The following is a 20,222-nucleotide window of genomic DNA, read 5'->3' as shown; positions in this document are numbered from 1 at the left end:
GATAATTATACAGTGGACGATGCATAAAATCTGTCCATTTTATCAGCATACGAGCAGAATGCCTATGCGATGATCATTGCGCATAATCATCCATCGGGTCATTTGCAGCCATCGGAAGAAGATTTGTTGTTTACCAAACGTTTACGACAACTAGGGCAACTCATGGCCTTACCGCTTCTTGATGCCTTTATTGTTACACGAACTAGTTATTGGTCCTTTGTTGAAGAGGGTCGTTTTGAAGATGAAAAAGGACCATTTCTATAAAATACTTGGAAGCAGCTCCTTTCTTTAGAAAAGATGATACACTAAAGACAGAAATTCATTTGAAGGAGGCGTGCCCATGCCTGCAAAAATTGTGATGATTGGTGGTGGTTCTGGGTTGCCAGTCATTATCAAGCCATTGGTTAAGGCGGACGTCGACCTGACTGCCATCGTGACCGTGGCAGATGACGGGGGGTCCTCGGGACTTCTGCGAGACTACGTCAATATTATTCCACCTGGGGATATTCGCAATATCCTGGTTGCCATGTCGACGGCTGACCAAAAGTTACTGGATCTCTTTCAGTACCGTTTCCAAACGCAAGACGATTTTTTGGCTAAACACGCCGTCGGGAATCTGCTGATTGCTGCATTGACCGAGATGACGGGGGATGTTTCTGAAGCGATTACTGAATTAGCTCATTACCTGAAAATCAAAGGGCAGGTTTACCCGGTTGCCAAACAGCCTTTGGTTTTAAAGGCTAAAACAACGGAAGGTCATCTTTTATCTGGGGAAGCAGCGATTACAGCGGCTCACCAAGCCCTTGATACTGTTTGGGTGGCACCAACGACGCCCGAGAAAACGATTCAAGCTAATCCTGAAGCAATCGATGCGATTTTGTCCGCTGACATGATTGTTTATGGCCCAGGTTCACTCTTTACGTCGATTTTGCCAAACGTTGTGGTACCGGGGATCAAGGAGGCTTTACAAGTCACACCGGCCAAACAGGTGTATATTGCTAACATCATGACCCAGAAGGGTGAGACCGATGCTTACACGGATGCCGAACACTTGGCCGTTTTGAATCGGCACTTGGGTAAAAACATGATTGATGCTGTTTTGACCAATTCGACCATCGTTCCCGAGGATTTTGTTGATTATCAACGTTGGGGTGAAATTTCGACGCAGGTGAAGCAAGATCCCGATGCCATTTCAAAGCAAGATGCTGAGGTGGTGTCACGTGACTTTTTGCTTTTGCGTGATGCTGGTGCCTTTCACGATGGTGACAAAGTCGCCAACGTCTTACTTTCTCTTTTGGAGAAATAACCATGTCATTTGCAGCTGAAGTAAAAAAAGAACTAACTGGCAGGATTGTGTCGGATGATGCGGCCAAGCCTGAATTAGCGGCGCTCCTTCAGATGAACGGGGTCACGACGCTTGGTTTCGAACAGGAAGTCCGTGTTCAAACGGATAATCCAGCCATTGCTCGACGTATTTATACATTGATTCGTCAATCGTACCCACAAGTTGAGGTAGATGTTTCCGTTAAGAAGCAGTTTGCTTTATCAGAGCACAAGGTTTTGGTTGTGGTTTTGAGAAGTGAAGTTGCTGCCGTTTTGGATGATTTGGGTGTTGATCCCTTCGGAATTGATCAGACGGTGCCAGCTTGGCTCTTAAATACCGAGGATAAGCGTGCTGCTTTCCTTCGTGGGGCGTTTTTAGCCGCTGGTTCGGTGAATTCGCCAGAAAAATCAAATTATCATTTGGAGATTGCCACTGGTCAGGAAGACTTGGCCGATCAACTATTACTTTTGATTCAAGGTTTCTTAATGCCTGTGAAGATGATTAGCCGTTCAAAACAGTTTGTTTTGTATCTGAAACGTTCGGATAAGATTGTTGAATTTCTGAAATTGATTGGTGCCACTGCTACCATGCTTCGTTTTGAAGATATTCGATTGGCAAAAGATATGCGTAATTCTGCTAATCGAATGATCAACGCTGATATGGCGAATTTACAAAAGGTGGCCAACGCGGCCAATGCCCAGGTTCAGACTATTCTGACCATACAGGGAGTAATCGGGGATTTGGATGAGTTGCCAGCTAAGTTAGCCGACTTTGCCAGGGCGCGTTTAGAGCATCCAGATGCCTCACTAACCGAAATTGGGGATTATCTGGAAATTTCAAAATCTGGCGCTAATCACAGGATGCGTAAACTAAAAGAATTAGCTAAACAGATTGACGAAGGTACTTTTGATGCCGATAAGTTATAAAGGGCGAAAGCGCTCTTTTTTATTTTAGAAAGTCTTGTTTTTGCGTTACAATAGAATACTAAAGAAGATAAAAGGAGATTACTATGTGGCCAGGAGTTATTGAACAAACTGCAAATGGACGTGAGTCCTATGATTTGCCTTCCCGACTTTTAAAGGACCGAATTATCCTGGTGCAAGGTGAAGTTGAAGATAGTATGGCAACCTCAATTGTTGCTCAACTACTTTTCTTGGAAGCACAGGATCCTGATAAGGAAATTTCCATGTACATTAACTCGCCGGGTGGTTCTGTGACGGCGGGCTTGTCGATTACGGATACCATGAACTTTATTAAAGCACCGGTAACGACCATTGTGATGGGTCTGGCAGCTTCAATGGGGACCATTATTGCCTCTTCTGGTGAAAAGGGTCATCGTTACATGTTGCCGAATGCCGAGTACTTGATTCACCAACCAATGGGTGGTGCTGCTGGTGGTACGCAACAATCAGATATGGCCATCATTGCGGAGCAGTTGACCAAGACACGGAAGAAGTTGAACAAGATTTTGGCTGATAACTCCGGTAAGGATTTGAAGACGATTGCCCGTGATACGGAACGTGATTATTGGATGTCAGCCGAAGAGACGCTGAAGTACGGATTGATTGACGGCATCATGGAAAAGGCTGGTGAAAAGCCAGTGACGCTGAAGAAGTGATTCTAATTATCGCAAATTAGAAGGATTTGCCGTATAATGGACTGAGAATGAAAAATATTGGAGGACGAATATGAAAGTTTTTGCTTACGGAATTCGTGAAGATGAAAAGCCTGCTTTGAAGGATTGGGAAGCTAAGAACCCAGATGTTGAAGTGGAATACACGGATCAATTGTTGACCCCTGAAACGGCTAAGATGGCTAAGGGTGCTGATTCAGCTGTGGTATACCAACAATTGGATTACACGAAGGAAACGTTGCAAGCATTGGCTGATGCCGGTGTGAAGAACATGTCACTCCGTAACGTTGGAACTGACAACATTGACTTTGATGCTGCTAAGGAATTGGGATTCCATATTTCAAACGTTCCTGTTTACTCACCAAATGCTATTGCTGAACATTCAATGATTCAATTGTCTCGTTTGCTTCGTCGTACGAAGCCAATGGATAACAAGGTTGCAAAGCATGATTTGCGTTGGGCACCAACCATCGGTCGTGAAATGCGCATGCAAACGGTTGGTATTATCGGAACTGGCCACATTGGTCGTGTTGCGATTAACATTTTGAAGGGATTTGGCGCAAAGGTAATTGCCTATGACAAGTTCCCTAACCCTGAATTGCAAAAGGAAGGCTTGTACGTAGATACGCTAGACGAATTGTACGCTCAAGCTGATGCCATTTCATTGTACGTGCCAGGTGTTCCTGAAAATGTACACATGATTAACAAGGAATCAATCGCCAAGATGAAGGACGGCGTTGTGATCGTTAACGTTGCCCGTGGTAACTTGATGGATCTCGATGCTGTGATTGATGGTTTGAACTCAGGTAAGATTTCTGACTTTGCCATGGATGTTTACGAACACGAAGTTGGTTTGTTTAACAAGGACTGGTCTGGTAAAGAATTCCCTGATCCAAAGATTGCTGACTTGATTGCTCGTGAAAACGTGTTGGTTACGCCACACATCGCTTTCTACACAACGAAGGCTGTTTCAGAAATGGTTCACCAGTCATTTGACGCTGCCGTGTCATTTGCTAAGGGTGAAACCCCCGCTATCGCTGTTAAGTTTTAATTAGCAATGCTAGACCTCAAGTCAATTACTTGGGGTTTTTTTATGAGGAGAAAAGGGATGTCAAATCAAGAATTTTCTGGGAAGCAATCCTTGAATGTCAAGGATTTCTTCTTTAAAGTCTTATCCGGTTCAGCCAATGGAATTTTGATTGGTGTTTTACCAGCAGCCGTGATGAAGTACATTATTCAGTATTCTGGTATTGGAACAACTGAGTGGGGAGCAAACTTTTCTGCTATTTTGACGCTCTTCACTTCGATGATTCCTTTCTTGATTGGAATGGCTGTTGCGATGAACTTTAAGATGAAAGTGTTGGATACCGGTGTTGTTGCCTTAGCGACGATGGTGGCTTCAAATTCCATTCTGTGGGGAACAACCAAGGTTGGGGCTACCCATCCAATTACTGGGAAGGTGCTACCAGCTGCTAAAACAGTCTACATGGCGGCCGGTGCCGGTGATGTGATTAATGCCATGTTGGTTTCGGCCATCGCTGTCTTTGTTATTTGGCTTGTGTCACGCTATTTGAACGGCTTTGGTTCAGTTGCTATTGTGTTATCACCAATTTTAATTGGTGGAGGTGTTGGTCTCATTGGTAAGGAGATTGCTCCATCAGTTGGAAAGATTACCGCTCTCATTGGTGATATGGTGGAATCCTTTACCAAATTAGCACCGGTGCCAATGGCAATTTTAATTGCCATTGCTTTTTCTGTAATCGTGATTACACCCGTTTCAACGGTTGGAATTGCCTTAGCCATTAACTTATCAGGAATTGCGGCTGGTGCCGGTGCCGTTGGCGTTGTGGCAACGACCATTGTTTTGTTGATTAACTCTTGGTCAGTAAACAAGAAGGGAACGACAGTTGCCATCTTCTTGGGTGCAATGAAGGGCATGATGCCAGCCATCTTTAAGAAGCCGACGACGTTAATTCCATTTATGTTTGCCGGAGCGCTTTCGGGTATTCCGGTTGCTCTATTTAATGTGCAGGGAACCCCTGTGACAGCCGGATTTGGCTACATTGGAATGGTTTCACCATTGCAATCAATGATTAAGGATGCCTCAATCCCAAGCTCAGTGATGAATCATTATATTTCACCAATGGTGGCTTTAATCGTTTGGGTAATTGTTCCTCTGCTGGCAGCATTGTTGGCTCAGTTCATCTTTTCAAAGATGCTCAAGTTGTATCAACCATCTGATTTGAAGCAAGAATTATAAGAACAAGTGATGTGAATAAAAACCCGCTCTCATTGAGAGCGGGTTTTTATGATTTGATTTGATAAAGACACCAAATCATTTCCGGCTGAAAGCGAGCTAAAATTCGGTGATGTTGCTGTAATTTTTTTTCGGCATTTTGACTAAAAATGGCGTATTGATAATTTCCGGAAAGGAAGGCGTCGGCTGCAAGTGGTTTGGCTGGCACGTAGTCGATTTGGACTGACAAGTCATTTTGTTCCGCAAATTCTTGCAGCAGGGTCTTGGTGGTTCGATGACTAACCGACTTTGAATTGGATTGTTCAGTATTTTCAACGAGGAGCATTTCCATGGTTTTGGTTGACCAAGTTTTTTTAATGATTAGTTCTTGCCAGTGTGCATAGTGTTGACTGGTCCAGGTATCACCCGCGGGACCTTGATAACCAACCGGTACGAGGAAATAGTCGCCATGATAGTTGCCTAGGTTTTCATAAATGGAGGAAAAGTCGTGGTGCAATTGGATGCTAAAATGCTGATAAACTGGGTCTTCGTCAGTTAGCCCTTGTGCTGCTAAATAGGAATCAGTTTCCCTTGGACCGAGTGTGTGAATGGCAGGCATTGTTGGCTCCTTTCTTATGAAATGCGTTGGATAATTTCTTCTGCAATGGCCTCTGGCGTTTTTTGATCGACTTGGATAATCATATCAGCCGTTTTTCGGTAAAAATGTTCACGATTGGCTTTTAAATTCGTAACATCTTGTGCACTTTTGTTTGCTAAGATGGGTCTTTTTTGCCAATCTTCCCCTGAAAGATTGTGGATTGTTGTTGCATCAGAAGCCTTTAACCAGATGACAGGCCGCCGACTTTTCAACAACAATTCTTGATTGGCAATTTGGCAGGCCGTGCCTCCGCCCGTTGCGAGCACGTTTTCTGTGGATAAGTGCTGTGCTAATAGTTCCTTTTCCACCTGACGAAAAGCCGCTTCGCCATTTGCCTCAAAGTAGGAGGGGATGCTTTGCTTGAGTGTTGCTTCGATGACCTGGTCGAGGTCTTGAAATGGTTGGTTTAAGGCTTTTGAAAGGGCCCGACCAACGGTTGTTTTACCTGCACCCATAAAGCCGATAAGAATTGGATTTTGCATAGCTTACTCCTTTTCCATTTGAAGACGGGCTGTCTGAGCAGCCTTCAAATCATCAAATAGTTCGGTTGCGTTTTTGTTTTCAATGGCTTGCTTTAAACGACTAAGTTCTTTTTCAAAGTCATCGAGTTCTGCCAAGATTTGCTTAGGATTCGATAAAAAGATACTCGTCCACATGGTGGCATCGGCTTTGGCAATCCGGGTGGCGTCGAGGAAGCCGGCAGCAGGCTTTCCCCAGTCAACGGTGGAAGCTTCCCGTGCCTGGTTAACGGTGGAGGCCAGGGCAAAGGCAACCATGTGTGGCAGATGGGAAGAGGCAGCCACGATTTGGTCATGGCTTTTAGCATTCACAAGACGAAAGTCAAAGTGGGCAGCAGCCAGTAACTCTTCAAATTGGGCAACCTGTTCTTGATTGCAGTTTTCTTGAATCAAAAAGTAGGTATGGTTGACCAATCGACTGGTATCAACGTTTTTGGCACCGGTTAAGTGAGAGCCGGCCATTGGGTGGCCAGCTAGGAAGGCGACTCCTTTTGCCATTAGTGGCTGAGCACTTTGTTCGATTTGAACTTTGGAAGAGCCGACATCGGATACAAGGACATCTTCTTTCAGGGGGAGTTCAGCTAGCTCGCTAAGACGTTGACAGATAACAGCGACTGGTGAAGCGAGAATGATGATGTCGGCTTGTTTAGCACCTTCTTCAAAGGAACAGGCTTTATCGAGCAACCCCTGTTCACGCATATAATTCAAATTTTCGTTGTTCGGGTCGTTGGCCAGAAGACGGATGCTAGAATTTTTTTCTTTGATAAGGGTTGCTAGACTAGCGCCAATCAGGCCTAGTCCGTCGATAAAGACAGTGGTCATGAGTTATTCCTTTATGAGTGTTGTTAAATCGTTTACAAAAGTCGGGTAGGAGACCGCCATGCAGTCGTCGTCTTTGATGGTAACGGGTCTGTCGACGAGTAGTGAGGCGATTTTTAAGGTCATCGCAATGCGATGGTCACCGAACGAGTCCAGCTCAGGATTTTGGACTCGTAGTGGTTTGCCACCAGTAATCAGCAGTCCATCGGGTTTTTCTTCAATGTCAGCGCCCAGTTTACCTAACTCGGAGGTGATGACTGCCAAGCGGTCGGATTCCTTAACCCGCAGTTCTTCGGCACCAGAGATGGTCGAAACACCTTCGGCGGCTGTGGCGAGTAGTGCCAGTGCCGGCACTTCGTCAACGAGGGCGGGGATGTCTGCTGCTTCAATATGAAAGGGCTCGAGGGGGGCAGCCTTGATGGTTAGGTTGGCCATTGGTTCACCAGGTTGGTCAATGCGGTCGATGGTCAGATCAGCCCCCATTTGTTGGAGAATACGAACAATGCCGTCACGGGTCGGGTTTAGCCCGACTTTTTCGATGGTGATTTTGGAACCTGGTAGAATGGCGCCGGCAACTAGGAAGAAAGCGGCGGATGAAATATCAGCGGGTACTTCAATTTGTTGTCCCTGCAGTGGATGCCCAGGATGGATGGTGATCGTCTGGCCGGTTTTTTCAATCGATTCAGGGGAAAAGAGCTTTAGCATTGTTTCGCTGTGATCACGGGAAGGCAGGGGCTCCTCGATGGTTGTTTCAGACTGGGCGGTTAAGGCTGCTAGAATGATGGCGGATTTAACCTGAGCGGAAGCGATTGTCATGCGGTAATGGATGCCATGGAGAACCTCGCCATGGATGGTCATTGGTAAGTGACCGTCTTCTGCAAGCAAGATTTCGTTCATTTCAGAAAGTGGGCCAATGACGCGACCCATTGGACGTTTTGATAAGGAGGCATCACCAATTAGCTGGCTATCAAAGTGTTGACCAGCTAAAAGTCCGGCTAACAAGCGGGTGGAAGTCCCGGAATTTTGCATGTCCAAGGGCTTTGAACTTGCCTGTAGACCCAGCAAGCCGACCCCGTCAATGGTCAGGTTATTGCCATTTTCCTCAATGTGGACACCCATTTGGCGAAAGGCCTCTAGAGTCGCTAAACAATCGTTTGACCGAAGGAAATTTTTAACCGTTGTTTGTCCTTCGGCAATGGCACCAAAGATGATGGAACGGTGGGAGATGGATTTATCACCAGGGACCTGAATGGTGCCCTTTAAAATAGGGATTGTCATGTGCACTCCTTAGAAATTTTTGAGTTCTTCACGGTAGTCCGTGATTTGTTTCTTTAAACGGTCGATTTGTGACCCGTCGAAAGTCTCGCAGATGGCCTTGGCTAGTTCGATGGCAACCACGGATTCAATTACGATGGAAGCGGGGACAATGGCAGTTGTATCGGAACGCTCGACTGTCGCCTTTTTAATTTCTTTCGAGTTGATGTCTGCTGACTGCAATGGTTTGTAAAGCGTTGGAATCGGCTTCATGGCTGCTTTCACGATAACGGGCATTCCATTGGTCATGCCACCTTCAAAGCCACCCAAGTGATCGGAATTCCGGGTGAAGCCCTTGCCTTCTTCCCAGTCGATTTCGTCCATCACTTGAGAGCCCGGTCGAACGGCGTTTTCAAAGCCATCGCCAATTTCGCAACCTTTCATCGCGTTGACACCAACGACGGCGCCGGCGACTTTGGCATCGAGCTTGGTGTCCCAAGAGGTGTAGGAACCAAGACCGGCTGGCAGATTGGTTGCCACAACACGGATAACCCCACCGAGGGTGTCACCATCGCGCTTGGCCTGGTCGATACGGTTGTGGATTTCGTCGACCTTGCTTTGGTCTAAGATGCGAAGGTCATTTGATTGGATGAGCTGTTCGATTTCTAACACGTCAATTGATCGATTGCCGGCCGCTTGAATGCCACCGATTGATTCGACGTGGCCCACGATTTTCACGTCTAACGCTTCCAAGACTTGCTTACAGATGTTTCCGATGGCTACACGCATTGCCGTTTCGCGGGCTGATGAACGTTCCAATACGTTTCTCATATCTCGGTGCCCGTACTTCATGCCGCCAACCAGATCGGCGTGGCCGGGACGGGGACGGGAAACAGCCCGTAAAGTGTTTTCAGCATTAGCTGGGGTTATCGGGTCCATAATCTTGGACCACTGAGCGTGATCGCGGTTTTTGATTGTTAAGGCGATTGGCGAACCAAGCGTCACACCGTGTCGCACGCCGCCCGTGATGATGATTTGGTCATGTTCAATCTTTTGACGGTTGCCACGGCCGTAACCGCCTTGCCGAGCAGAGAGTGCTGCGTTAATTTCGTCGATGTTTAGGTGGAGCCCGGCTGGGATGCCAGTTAAGATACCAGAAAGTTCTGGTCCGTGTGATTCGCCTGCAGTAATGTAGTTGATCATAATGTTGTCCTTTATTTCAGTTGAGATATGGGGATGTAAAGTCGGTTATTGTCTCTGAATATCCAGGTAATCGATTCTTATTTATTCAGTTGGTTACTCTTTGCTGCCTGGTACTTTTTGGATTGATCCATAATTGCTTGAATAATGGCTTGGTTGTAAGGCACCAGTTCTTTTCTTGGGCTTTCCTTTGCGATTTTGTCTAAGACGATACCTTCGCGCTTCAGATCTTGAATCGCTAAGGTGCTCTTCTCCTTGTAAAAGATAACGTCTGAGACAGCGGTAAAACGTTGATCGATTAGTTGAAGAATTTCTTTGTCGATTTTGTCGATGGTTTTCCGAGCATCAGCTAGGCTCCGACTTTCGTTTGGTAGGCAAATGTAGACGGTGATGGCAACGAGCAGTGAAAGAATGGCCATTGAGGCATCGGCTAAGATGATGTTCAGGCCGGGCACCTTAATGAGCACCCCCGTGATAATTGGCACCGTGAAGGAGGCAATGGAACCGAAGATAAAGAAGGTACCGGTCATTAGCCCTTTTCGGTTAGGGAAAATCGTCAGCAATGAATTCAAGGCAATTTGCATCAGGCCGCCAGCGGCTGATAATCCAAAGAAGAAGGCTGCTAAGTTGGCAAGCAAAACATTTTTCGTTAAGGCAAGCGTGACGATTGCGACTAGGGAAAGAATGTTCAGACCAAGGAAGAGAAGCTTTTTCACGTTGAAGCGGCTGAGAGTCGAAGCAACGATTAAGACCCCGGTAATGGACCCAAGACTGTAGAGGGAGAGGAGGAAGTGGGCAACACTTTTGGAGAAGCCGATTCCTTCGGCGAAAATCGTAATCCACTGGGTAAACCAGATCATGACGGCCATGGAGGAAAAGCCGTAAACGAGCAGTGCGATGAGCAAGATGACTTTCTTGCCACTTGACACTTGTAGGGCTGGCTTGGTGGCTTGAATCGTTTTATCCCGAATTTCTTTAACCGGTAGCGTGATGATGTTGATTAAGTTCACGAGTAAGACGGCCGCGGGCACCATGAATGATAAGCCAAACCAGAGGTGTTCGTTTGCCAGAAAGAGGACAATCATTGGTAAAAGAAACTCGCCTGTCGAGATGAAGGCTTTTAGTAAAACGGTATTTGCCGTTCCTTTTTTTGACACTTCCTCCAAAAGGGGATAGGTTGCTGAATCTAGTGCAGAGTTGGCAATGCCCATCAGAACGGTCAGTGCATAAGCCATGGAAAGTGAATGGTTGATTGGGGTTAAGACCAGGAAAATCAAGTAGGTGCTGATTCCGATGAGAAGCGAAGTCTTTCGACCAAAATGGTCGGAAATGAAGCCCATCAAAAGGTAGGCGACCAAACGGCCGATGCCGATTCCGGAGAGAATGAACGAGGCGGTGGTCAAGGAGCTGGACCAGTTATGAGCGAGTTGGAGAAGGTTTTGGGTAAGAATAATCATTCCAAAGCCGTGGACGAAATAGTTGGCGTAGAGACCGGTTGTGAGTCGTATGTTCTGGCTAGCTTTCATTCGATTTCCCTTCTAAGATGTTTTGTATTTGCCTGAGTTCATTGATTCGGACTTGTCCTGGGGCGGATGCCTCCTTTTGACTGAGACAGGCAAAAGTAATGGCTGACTTGGAAATGGTCGTGGCTAGACGGCTGATGGTACCGATTTGGCCCATGGCCATCGAAACGACCGGTTGATCATGGAGCTTTGCTGCTTGTTCGCTGGCTGACATGGTCCGAAGGGCGTCTTCTGAATCATTTGCCATGGTGGCAATTTTGAGTATGTCGGCCTCGGCCTCTGCCATCTCGTCGAATCGCTCGGCCAATTGCTTCGCCGTGGGCGTTTTGTCAAAGTCGTGAGAAGAAGCAATGATTAATTTGCCAGCTTGGTGTGCTTTTTTAATCACCTTGTTAACTAGTGCTGGTCCCTTACCAATCTCGACATCAATGATGTCGACGTCTAGGTCTGTGAGATGAATCAGTAGTTGTTCGTAATCGTCCGGTATGATGGCAAACTGCCCGCCTTCATCCTTAGTTCGGAAGGTGGCAATGAGCGGTGTTTCCGGCATGACTTGGCGAATGATTTGGACGGCGGAGCTAAGTGCCTGTTCCTCTTGCCATTTTTTGAAAAAGTCGATTCGCCACTCAACAATGTCAGGGGATGCTTGCGCTGTATTGTTGGCATCGGTTACCAGGGCAGCGTCGTCAACTGAGGTAAGCGGAAGTGCGACTTTGGCTGATTCTTTACCGAGAATAATGTTTTTAATGGGAAGTTCTTTGCTCATTTTCTTTGTCCTTTGCTACCATGGCCGCCTCGACCTTATCGATTGGCATGTCTTGGCCGGTCCAGAGTTTGAAAGCGGCTGCGCCCTGTTCAATCATCATGCCTAAGCCGTTGTATACGGCTTGGAGTCCGGCATCCTTGGCCACTTCCATGAGTTTTGTCGTTCGTGGCGCATAAACTGTGTCGTAAACGACCAAATCTTTTTTCAACCACGTTGGGTTTTCAACCAGCGATTTGCCTTCCAACGGCTTCATGCCAACGCCGGTGGCATCGACGTAAATGTCGGCCCAGGCAAGGGCCTCCTTGAAGGCCTCCTCGTCTTCCAATGCCAAGGTCGAAGCCACTGCATCGGTTTTGTCGTTAATGGTTTGGGCAATATCTTTTGCATTTTGCAAGTGGTCGTCTTGTCGGTTGGCAACGCGAATTTCGACTGCTCCTTCAATCGCTGATTGAGCAGCGATTGGAATTCCGGCGCCACCAGCACCGACAACTAGTACCTTCTTTCCTTTGACATCGTGACCTTTTTTCTTCATGTCATTAACGAAGCCAATACCGTCGGTTGTGTAACCGGTCAAGACGCCACCGTCGTTGACCACGGTGTTAACAGCGCCTGTTAAATCAGCGGACTGGTCCAGTTGATCGAGATGCGGAAGGATGGCCTGTTTATTCGGCATGGAGATGTTGGCTCCCCGCATGTCCAGTGTTCGAAGTGCCTTGACACCATCTGCTAACTGCGGTCCATCGATGTCAAAAGCGAGGTAGGCGTAGTTTAAACCGAGTGCTTCAAAAGCAGTGTTGTGCATCGTCGGGGACATGGAGTGCCTTATGGGATAGGCCATTAGGCCGATTAAAATCGTGTGTCCATCAATTCGTGTCATGTGTATTTCCTTTCTTGGCAAACAAAAAAGCCGACTAGGTTAAACCTAGTCGGCCTGAAACGTGAGTAAGGAAAGACTTCCCGCGATTTCATGATTGGCGACTAGATTTCTTACACCTAGTCAGCCAAGTTAAAAATGACTCTTACTACCTAGATGCGAACGTGTCGGCACGTCCGCATCAAATCCGGACGTGCTATCTAAAGTAATAAAAGCCGTAGTAACGGTTCATCATGTTAATCGGTAATGATTTCATCGTCGGAATCCCTTTCCTGAAGTTGTCTCTATTAAAACATGCTTGAGAAATGAATGCAAGATAAAATTAAAAATATTTTCATTTTATTTCCATGGCGATTTGATGATTTCATTGGTAATATTGGGCATTATATGTAGAAAACGTTTTCTTTTAATTAGAAATCTTAATCAAATTCATTTCAAATGAGTATATTTTAATTTTACTCTTGACAAAGTTTTCTCTGCTGGTTAAGCTAAGAGCAATTAAATATTCGTCCAAACAAACCAAGGATGTGGAGATCAAGATTGTTGTGCACGCAAAGAGAGTCACCGATGCTGAGAGGGTGATCGAACGCAGGCAGTTAAATGGACCACGGAGGGTTCTTCTGAAAGAGTAATCAAGTAGGGGAAACGTCAGGCATACGTCAGTTGCCGGGGATATGTTGGTATCTCGCTAAGGAGGGGTTGAAATGACTAGTTTTTTTGGCTAGCTTCTTTTTCAACTCAATTAAGGTGGCACCGCGGAGTAATCCGTCCTTAACAAAGCACTTATTGTTTTGTTTTGGACGGATTTTTTAATGGATAAAAATCTGCGAGGTAGCTGAATTGAAAAAGAAAACAACTAATCTAAAGCAAGCAAGCCAAAAGAATCCCAATCCTGTAGTGCTTGTTGAAATGGCAACACCTGAATTTGATCCATACGCTGTTATTGAAAACTTTACTGAAACCGGTGAGCCAGCTATGGTTTTTGAACGAAACGGTCAAACGACGGTGGTCGTTAAGCCAAAGAAGGTATTGAGAATCAACAATGGTCAATTGTATGAAAAGAATGGTCACAATCAGACATTTTTAACCAGTGATCAACCGATTGAAACCCTAAAAAAGCGCTTCGATCAAACCAGTTATCAGCGACTGGAACAGGGGCCTTTTTTCCAGCAGGGCCTGATTGGTTACTTTGCTTATGACTTTGCCCGGTACAGTCCAGATGTTCATTTAAAAAAAGTTGAAAACGAACGTGACCTAGTTGATGCCGACCTGTTCTTACCAGACGTGGTGATTACCTATCAAGAGGAAGAAGCTAAATTAACCCTGACAAAGGTTATTGAGGCAGAGGAAAGGCCGCAGGACGTTGAAAAAGAATTGGTGGACTACGGACAAAACATCTGCAAGATAAGTAAACGGTCGGCTTCACAAGCGAATACAAAGGGAGAACTGACTTTTTCGCCGCGCTTTTCAATGGCAGCATTTGAAAAACGGGTAAAAGAAGCTAAGGCGCACATTGTCCAAGGTGACATCTTTCAATTAATTTTGTCTAACCCGTTAACGGCGGAAACGACTGGACAGCTCGATATGTTGTCATTCGGCCGACAGTTACGGGCGGGCGATCCTTCTCCCTATCATTTCTACTTTCGAGACGGCGATTTTCAAGTCTTAGGCGCTTCGCCCGAAACGCTCATTAAAAAGACTGGTGCCCAACTCTTTTCCTATCCACTGGCCGGGACGCGGCGTCGTGGGCGGACAGCTGAAGAAGAGGAACGTTTTGAAAAAGAATTGCAAAACAGTCAAAAGGAACAGGCCGAACACAACATGCTCGTTGACCTCGGTCGGAACGACCTTGGACGGGTATCGGAATTTGGCACCGTTCGCGTGACCGCCTTACAACGTTTACTGAAATTCCCGAACGTGATGCATTTGGGCTCAACCATTGAGAGTCAGGCCAAAAAGCAGCTAAATCCAATTGACTTGGTCTTAGCGACTTTACCAGCCGGGACCCTGTCCGGGGCACCGAAGATTTCTGCCATGCAAATCATCAATAAATTAGAAGGGCAAAAGCGGGGCATCTACGGGGGTGGTATTGGGACGTTGGATTTCAACGGGGATGTGGATCTAGCGATTGGCATTCGAATGGTTTACCAAAAGGGCGAGCAAGTCGTTATCCACTCTGGTGCTGGGATTGTTGCCGATTCTAAGGTGGAAGAGGAGTACTTGGAATTCCATAATAAAAGTGCCTTGATGATGAACCTACTCGGTGGAAGGGAAATGAACCATGATACTACTAATCGATAATTACGATTCCTTTACTTACAATTTGTACCAAGAAGTCGGGCGACGAACGGACCAAGTCATTCGAGTCGTTAAAAATGATCAGGTAACCATTGCTGATTTGGCGGAAAAGTCGCTGCAAGGATTAATCTTATCCCCAGGCCCTGGACGGCCAGATGAAGCCGGGCGAATGAATGAAGTGCTCAGAGCAGCCATTGGGAAAGTGCCCATTCTGGGTGTTTGCCTAGGGCATCAGGCAATTGGCCAGGTATACGGTGGCGAAATTACCTTAGCGCCACTCATGCACGGACGAACGTCTTTAGTGCACCAAAGTCAAGGTGGTCAATCCCCACTCTTTGCTGGTTGTCCGGCTGACTTTATCGTTGGTCGTTATCACTCGCTGATGATTAATCCGACGACATTGCCTGCCGGTCTGACCGTCACGGCCATGGCTGACGATGGCACGGTTCAAGCGGTGGCCGACGAAGCCAACCAAGTCTACGGTGTCGAATTTCACCCAGAATCGATTATGACTGATGAAAAAGTCGCAGATTTAATTTTTAGAAACTTCTTAAAGATGACGGAGGCCCCTCATGTTACAACAATTCACTGAAAAAATTCAAAACAAGCAGTCACTGACTTTTGACGAAAGCAAGGCCGCCATCCAGGCGATGATGTCTGGTGACGAAAGCGACGTGGCCATCGCCTCCTTCTTGACGGCTTTGGCCGACAAGGGCGAAAGCGATGTCGAAATCGCTGGCGGGGCTGCCGGAATGCGGGCCATGGCGAAGACCTTTCCAGCACAACCCGATGGGTTGGACATCGTTGGAACGGGTGGTGACCACTCAAACTCCTTTAACATTTCCTCAACGACTGGAATTTTGTTGGCTGCCATGGGGGTAAAAGTCGTGAAGCACGGTAACCGCGCTGCTTCCTCGAAATCTGGGGCAGCTGACGTTTTGGAGGCCTTGAACTTTCCAATCCACCAAAGTCAAGAGGCGAGTGAGTCGATGCTTACAAGGGAAAACTTTACCTTCCTTTTCGCACAGGATTACCACCCAGCCATGAAGGCGGTCGGCCCCATTCGCTCAAAGTTAGGAATTCGAACGATTTTTAATTTGTTGGGACCATTGGCTAACCCGGCGGCTCCTGAAAAGATGGTGCTCGGTGTTGCAAAGCCAGAATTATTGGAACCAATGGCACAAGTGCTACACCAATTGGGCGTTCAGCGAGCCAATGTCATTTATGGGACGGATGGCTTAGACGAAGCCTCGATTTCCGCGCCCACGAAGATTGTTAGCTTGCGTGGGGATGCCGTCACTTATCAAACGATTAAGCCGGAAGATGTCGGATTAAAGTCGGCGAAAAAGTCAGCAATCACCGGAGGTAGCGGGGAGGAGAACGCTCAAATCACCCAAGCTATCCTAGCTGGGAAGGAGAAAGGACCCCGGCGAGACGTTGTTTTATTAAATGCTGGTATTGCTTTGTCGGTTGTTGATTCATCAATCAGTATTGAACAGGGAATTAAACAAGCACAAGCAGCCATCGACTCTGGTGCGGCCATCGCGAAGTTAACGGCGTTGACAAAGAAGGAAGTGTTGCAATGATTCTAGACGATTTAGTGACCGCAACCAAAAAGCGGCTGGTGGTGGAAAAGCAACAACTGCCTCTGATTGAACTAAAAAAGCAGGCGGAAAGTCTACCGGTGATGAATCCGAACGAACTCTATCAGCGTTTTTTAGCACCAACGCTTTCGATTATCGCTGAGGTGAAAAAAGCCTCGCCCTCTAAGGGGTTGATTGCCGAAGACTTTGACTACCTGGCCATTGCTAAGGAGTATGAAGCGGCCGGGGCGACGGCCATTTCGGTGCTAACCGAACCGGATTATTTCTTGGGCAACATTGATTACTTAAAAACGATTGCCGAAGAGGTGCCAACTCCGCTCTTGCGGAAGGACTTCACCATCGACCCCTACATGATTTATCAGGCAAAAGTCGCTGGCGCCCGAATGATTTTGCTGATTGTCGCGATTTTATCCGATGAAGAGTTGTCGGCTTATCTGCAGCTGGCCCACTCCCTTGGGTTAGCAGTCTTAGTTGAAGCGCACGATGAAGAAGAAATTAACCGGGCTTTAAAAGTCGGCGCCCAAATGATTGGCGTTAACAATCGCAACCTCAAAGACTTTACCGTGTCCTTTGAGAATAGCAAAAAGCTGCGTCACCTGATTCCGGAGACCGTGGCCTTTGTGGCCGAGTCGGGTGTCTCAACCGTAGCAGATATTCAAGAACTAAAGAAACTGGGTGTTAACGCTGTCTTGGTTGGTGAGGCGTTAATGAAGGCGTCAGACAAGAAGGGTTTTATTAAAGAGGCGCTGGAGTAGTTCATGACAAAAATTAAGATTTGCGGGCTAATGACGAGAGCCGATGCCGAAGCTGTTAATCAAGCCCAGCCAGACTTTGCCGGTGTGGTCTTTGCAACTGGGCGGCATCGAGTCACGATCGAACAAGCCGAATTAATACGAACCACCTTGAATGATCAAATCCCCCTCGTGGGTGTCTTCACTGACCAGTCGATTGAGACCATTCTTTCTTTATATCGAAAAAAGATTATTCAAATCGTTCAATTACATTTACCAAGAGAGCGAAAGGATGTTGAAAGATTGAAGGCGGAAGGTGTTTCGCTTATTCAGGTTGCTGTGGGATTTGAACAGATTAAAAAAATGGTCAACAACCCCCAAGATGTTTCAGATTATCGGCTAGTTGATGCAGGCTCGGGGTCGGGCCAGCAACTGGATTGGGCGACTTTACCAGATTTAACCCGGAACAAAACGTTCTTAGCTGGCGGGTTGAACGTAGCCAACCTTCAAAAAGCGATTGACCAAGTTCAGCCGTACGGTGTTGACTTATCCTCCGGGAGTGAACAAAACGGTCAAAAAAGTCTAAAAAAAATGCAAGCACTCGTGGCGATTGCCCACGGAAATGGAGAGAAGAATGACTAATGAGAAAACCGGCCGCTTTGGCCAATTCGGGGGGCAATATGTGCCCGAAACCTTGATTCCAGAATTGAATCGGATGGCAGCAGCCTATGAGGAGGCAAAGCAGGATCCAGCTTTTCAACATGATTATCGCGAATTGTTGGCCAACTATGCGAACCGACCATCGTTGCTATATTACGCTAAGAACATGACGAAAGACTTAGGCGGTGCCAAGATTTACCTTAAGCGTGAGGACCTGAATCATACGGGAGCCCACAAGATTAACAACGTCATTGGGCAGGCGCTTCTGGCTAAGCGGATGGGTAAAAAACGTTTAATTGCTGAAACGGGTGCCGGTCAACATGGTGTGGCGACGGCCACCATTGCCGCGCTCTTTGGTTTTGAATGCGACGTTTATATGGGAAAGGAAGATACAGACCGGCAGCAGTTGAACGTTTATCGTATGGAATTGCTCGGTGCGACAGTTCATCCAGTCGAGACGGGTACCAAAACGTTGAAGGATGCTGTCAATGCCGCTTTACAGGCCTATGCTGCCAATCCGGATGACATCTTTTACGTCATGGGATCAGCGACCGGTCCTCATCCGTATCCAAGCATGGTTCGCAACTTTCAATCCGTGATTTCAGAAGAATCTAAGCTCCAGCTACAAAAGGCCGAAGGGCGTTTGCCTGATAAAGTCGTGGCCTGTGTCGGAGGCGGTTCCAACGCCATCGGGTCGTTTGCCGCTTACATTGATCAGCCAGCAGTCACCTTGATTGGTGTCGAAGCAGCCGGAAAGGGACTTCATTCAACGGACACGGCGGCGACCATTGAACTCGGTTCGACCGGAATCTTTCACGGGATGAAATCACTCTTCCTGCAAAACAAAGCAGGGCAAATTAATCCGGTTTATTCGATTTCCGCCGGTCTGGACTATCCGGGCGTCGGTCCGGAACACGCTTTTTTGGCAGCTACTAAGCGGGCAAAGTATGTGGGAATTACCGATGATGAAGCGGTAGGGGCTTTCGAGTACATTGCCAAACAGGAAGGTATTATCGCGGCGGTGGAGTCCTGCCACGCCATTGCTTATGTTCAGAAATTAGCACCGACTTTGCCAAAGGATGAAATTATTGTCTGCACGGTTTCTGGCCGTGGTGACAAGGACGTGGCAGCCATCGCAAAGTATCAAGGAGTCGAGATTAATGAGTAAAATTCAACAGTCACTATCCAATCAAAAGTCGTTTATCGCCTTTGTAACGGCGAACGATCCGGACCTGGAAACGACCGTGCAAAACGTTTTAGCATTGGCAGAGGGTGGGGCAGACTTGGTCGAAATCGGAATTCCTTTTTCGGACCCGGTCGCTGATGGACCCGTGATTCAAAAAGCCGATGTGCGAGCGCTGAAAGATCCGAATCTACCAGTCGATGACATTTTTGAGGCGGTCCAAAAGATTCGCCAGCAATCTGACGTACCCCTGGCCTTTTTAGTTTACTGTAACATGGTCTTTCAGTATGGTTATGACGCCTTTACCGCAGCCTGTGCAAAATATGGCGTGGACGGGTTGATTATCCCCGACCTACCTTACGAGGAACAGGGGGAACTGACCCCCTATACAAAAAAGCACGGAATTGACTTGATTCCGCTGGTGACTAGTCAGTCGGGCGACCGGATTCCAAGGTTGGTCAAAGGGATGACTGGCTTTGTTTATCTGGTATCATCCAACGGTGTGACGGGTCAGCGCTCAGAGGAAGACTTTTCACAGAACCTAGACCAGCTAGTTGATTCAGTTCGTCGGGCCACTGATTTACCAATTGAGATTGGTTTTGGTATTCACAGTCCGGAACAGGCAAACGAAATGGCTGCGTTAGCAGATGGTGCCATTGTTGGTTCTGCCTGTGTGGCAATTTGTGAGCAATATGGTCGACAGGCACCAGCCCATTTAAAGGACTATGCGCAAGAGATGGTCACTGCAATTCGAGGTTGATTAGCTTTGGTGATAGACTTTTTTAGTGAAAATTAAAAATAAATGAAAAAACTATTGCACTTCTCATTTTACTATGTATAATAAATAAAAAAGACAAGGAGAAAAGATGATGTTGAAGTCAAAGACGATGTTAAACAACTCAAACATTATTGTAGCCATTATTATTATTACCTAATAATGT

Annotated in this window: 21 protein-coding genes; 13 read left to right on the top strand and 8 right to left on the bottom strand. The window is 46.8% G+C overall.

What is annotated here, in order from left to right; all coding sequences use genetic code 11:
• Positions 1-30 precede the first annotated feature (30 nt).
• From IV71_RS06115 to IV71_RS06090, 6 genes are all read left to right on the top strand, one after another.
• Positions 31-264, top strand: a complete 234-nt coding sequence (locus IV71_RS06115; protein WP_082621257.1) for a JAB domain-containing protein — start codon at positions 31-33, stop codon at positions 262-264.
• 76 nt (positions 265-340) lie between these two features.
• On the top strand, positions 341-1,306 hold the full coding sequence (locus IV71_RS06110) for a gluconeogenesis factor YvcK family protein (RefSeq protein WP_010690605.1): 966 nt from the start codon (positions 341-343) through the stop codon (positions 1,304-1,306).
• 2 nt (positions 1,307-1,308) lie between these two features.
• Entirely contained in the window at positions 1,309-2,250 is a 942-nt protein-coding gene (gene whiA / locus IV71_RS06105) for a DNA-binding protein WhiA (RefSeq protein ID WP_010690601.1), read from the top strand.
• Between the two features lie 83 nt (positions 2,251-2,333).
• Entirely contained in the window at positions 2,334-2,942 is a 609-nt protein-coding gene (locus IV71_RS06100) for an ATP-dependent Clp protease proteolytic subunit (protein WP_010690600.1), read from the top strand.
• Between the two features lie 70 nt (positions 2,943-3,012).
• Positions 3,013-4,008 (top strand): D-2-hydroxyacid dehydrogenase, encoded by a 996-nt coding sequence (locus tag IV71_RS06095; protein WP_010690599.1) that lies wholly within the window; start codon positions 3,013-3,015, stop codon positions 4,006-4,008.
• A gap of 57 nt (positions 4,009-4,065) precedes the next feature.
• On the top strand, positions 4,066-5,217 hold the full coding sequence (locus IV71_RS06090; RefSeq protein WP_156405642.1) for a PTS sugar transporter subunit IIC: 1,152 nt from the start codon (positions 4,066-4,068) through the stop codon (positions 5,215-5,217).
• Positions 5,218-5,263: 46 nt separating this feature from the next.
• On the opposite strand, the gene IV71_RS06085 is transcribed toward IV71_RS06090, so the two are convergent.
• The 8 genes from IV71_RS06085 to aroE all read right to left on the bottom strand — a co-directional run bounded on the left by IV71_RS06085 (position 5,264) and on the right by aroE (position 12,808).
• Positions 5,264-5,812, bottom strand: coding sequence for a hypothetical protein (locus IV71_RS06085; RefSeq protein ID WP_010690597.1), 549 nt, complete (start codon positions 5,810-5,812; stop codon positions 5,264-5,266).
• A gap of 14 nt (positions 5,813-5,826) precedes the next feature.
• Positions 5,827-6,333: a shikimate kinase gene (locus IV71_RS06080; RefSeq protein ID WP_010690596.1), complete on the bottom strand. Its 507-nt coding sequence runs from the start codon at positions 6,331-6,333 to the stop codon at positions 5,827-5,829.
• 3 nt (positions 6,334-6,336) lie between these two features.
• On the bottom strand, positions 6,337-7,191 hold the full coding sequence (locus IV71_RS06075) for a prephenate dehydrogenase (protein WP_010690595.1): 855 nt from the start codon (positions 7,189-7,191) through the stop codon (positions 6,337-6,339).
• A 3-nt stretch (positions 7,192-7,194) separates the two neighbouring features.
• The gene (aroA, locus tag IV71_RS06070; protein ID WP_010690593.1) at positions 7,195-8,466 is read right to left on the bottom strand and encodes a 3-phosphoshikimate 1-carboxyvinyltransferase; all 1,272 of its coding nucleotides are present in this window, start codon (positions 8,464-8,466) and stop codon (positions 7,195-7,197) included.
• Between the two features lie 9 nt (positions 8,467-8,475).
• On the bottom strand, positions 8,476-9,645 hold the full coding sequence (aroC, locus tag IV71_RS06065) for a chorismate synthase (RefSeq protein WP_010690591.1): 1,170 nt from the start codon (positions 9,643-9,645) through the stop codon (positions 8,476-8,478).
• A 77-nt stretch (positions 9,646-9,722) separates the two neighbouring features.
• Positions 9,723-11,168, bottom strand: coding sequence for an MFS transporter (locus IV71_RS06060; RefSeq protein WP_010690589.1), 1,446 nt, complete (start codon positions 11,166-11,168; stop codon positions 9,723-9,725).
• Positions 11,158-11,931, bottom strand: a complete 774-nt coding sequence (aroD, locus tag IV71_RS06055) for a type I 3-dehydroquinate dehydratase (RefSeq protein WP_010690588.1) — start codon at positions 11,929-11,931, stop codon at positions 11,158-11,160. Before aroD ends, IV71_RS06060 begins: the two co-directional genes overlap by 11 nt.
• Positions 11,909-12,808, bottom strand: a complete 900-nt coding sequence (gene aroE, locus IV71_RS06050; RefSeq protein ID WP_010690587.1) for a shikimate dehydrogenase — start codon at positions 12,806-12,808, stop codon at positions 11,909-11,911. Before aroE ends, aroD begins: the two co-directional genes overlap by 23 nt.
• Positions 12,809-13,645: 837 nt before the next feature.
• On the opposite strand from aroE, the gene IV71_RS06045 reads away from it, so the two are divergent.
• The 7 genes from IV71_RS06045 to trpA are packed head-to-tail and all read left to right on the top strand — an operon-like array spanning position 13,646 to position 20,041.
• Positions 13,646-15,106, top strand: coding sequence for an anthranilate synthase component I family protein (locus IV71_RS06045; protein WP_010690586.1), 1,461 nt, complete (start codon positions 13,646-13,648; stop codon positions 15,104-15,106).
• Positions 15,087-15,695, top strand: coding sequence for an anthranilate synthase component II (locus tag IV71_RS06040; protein ID WP_010690585.1), 609 nt, complete (start codon positions 15,087-15,089; stop codon positions 15,693-15,695). Before IV71_RS06045 ends, IV71_RS06040 begins: the two co-directional genes overlap by 20 nt.
• Positions 15,676-16,689 carry an anthranilate phosphoribosyltransferase gene (gene trpD / locus IV71_RS06035; RefSeq protein WP_010690584.1) on the top strand — a complete coding sequence of 338 codons (1,014 nt, stop codon included), beginning with the start codon at positions 15,676-15,678 and terminating at the stop codon, positions 16,687-16,689. Before IV71_RS06040 ends, trpD begins: the two co-directional genes overlap by 20 nt.
• Positions 16,686-17,462, top strand: coding sequence for an indole-3-glycerol phosphate synthase TrpC (trpC, locus tag IV71_RS06030; protein WP_010690583.1), 777 nt, complete (start codon positions 16,686-16,688; stop codon positions 17,460-17,462). Before trpD ends, trpC begins: the two co-directional genes overlap by 4 nt.
• A gap of 3 nt (positions 17,463-17,465) precedes the next feature.
• Positions 17,466-18,080, top strand: coding sequence for a phosphoribosylanthranilate isomerase (locus tag IV71_RS06025; RefSeq protein WP_056995037.1), 615 nt, complete (start codon positions 17,466-17,468; stop codon positions 18,078-18,080).
• Positions 18,073-19,266: a tryptophan synthase subunit beta gene (trpB, locus tag IV71_RS06020; RefSeq protein WP_420889349.1), complete on the top strand. Its 1,194-nt coding sequence runs from the start codon at positions 18,073-18,075 to the stop codon at positions 19,264-19,266. Before IV71_RS06025 ends, trpB begins: the two co-directional genes overlap by 8 nt.
• Positions 19,259-20,041 carry a tryptophan synthase subunit alpha gene (trpA, locus tag IV71_RS06015; RefSeq protein WP_010690581.1) on the top strand — a complete coding sequence of 261 codons (783 nt, stop codon included), beginning with the start codon at positions 19,259-19,261 and terminating at the stop codon, positions 20,039-20,041. Before trpB ends, trpA begins: the two co-directional genes overlap by 8 nt.
• Positions 20,042-20,222 lie beyond the last annotated feature (181 nt).

The sequence above is a fragment of the Fructobacillus fructosus KCTC 3544 genome, from assembly GCF_001438695.1.
Taxonomy (GTDB): Bacteria; Bacillota; Bacilli; order Lactobacillales; family Lactobacillaceae; genus Fructobacillus; species Fructobacillus fructosus.
The sequence above is the reverse complement of the archived record's forward strand: the minus strand, read 5'-3'. Positions and strand labels throughout refer to the sequence as shown.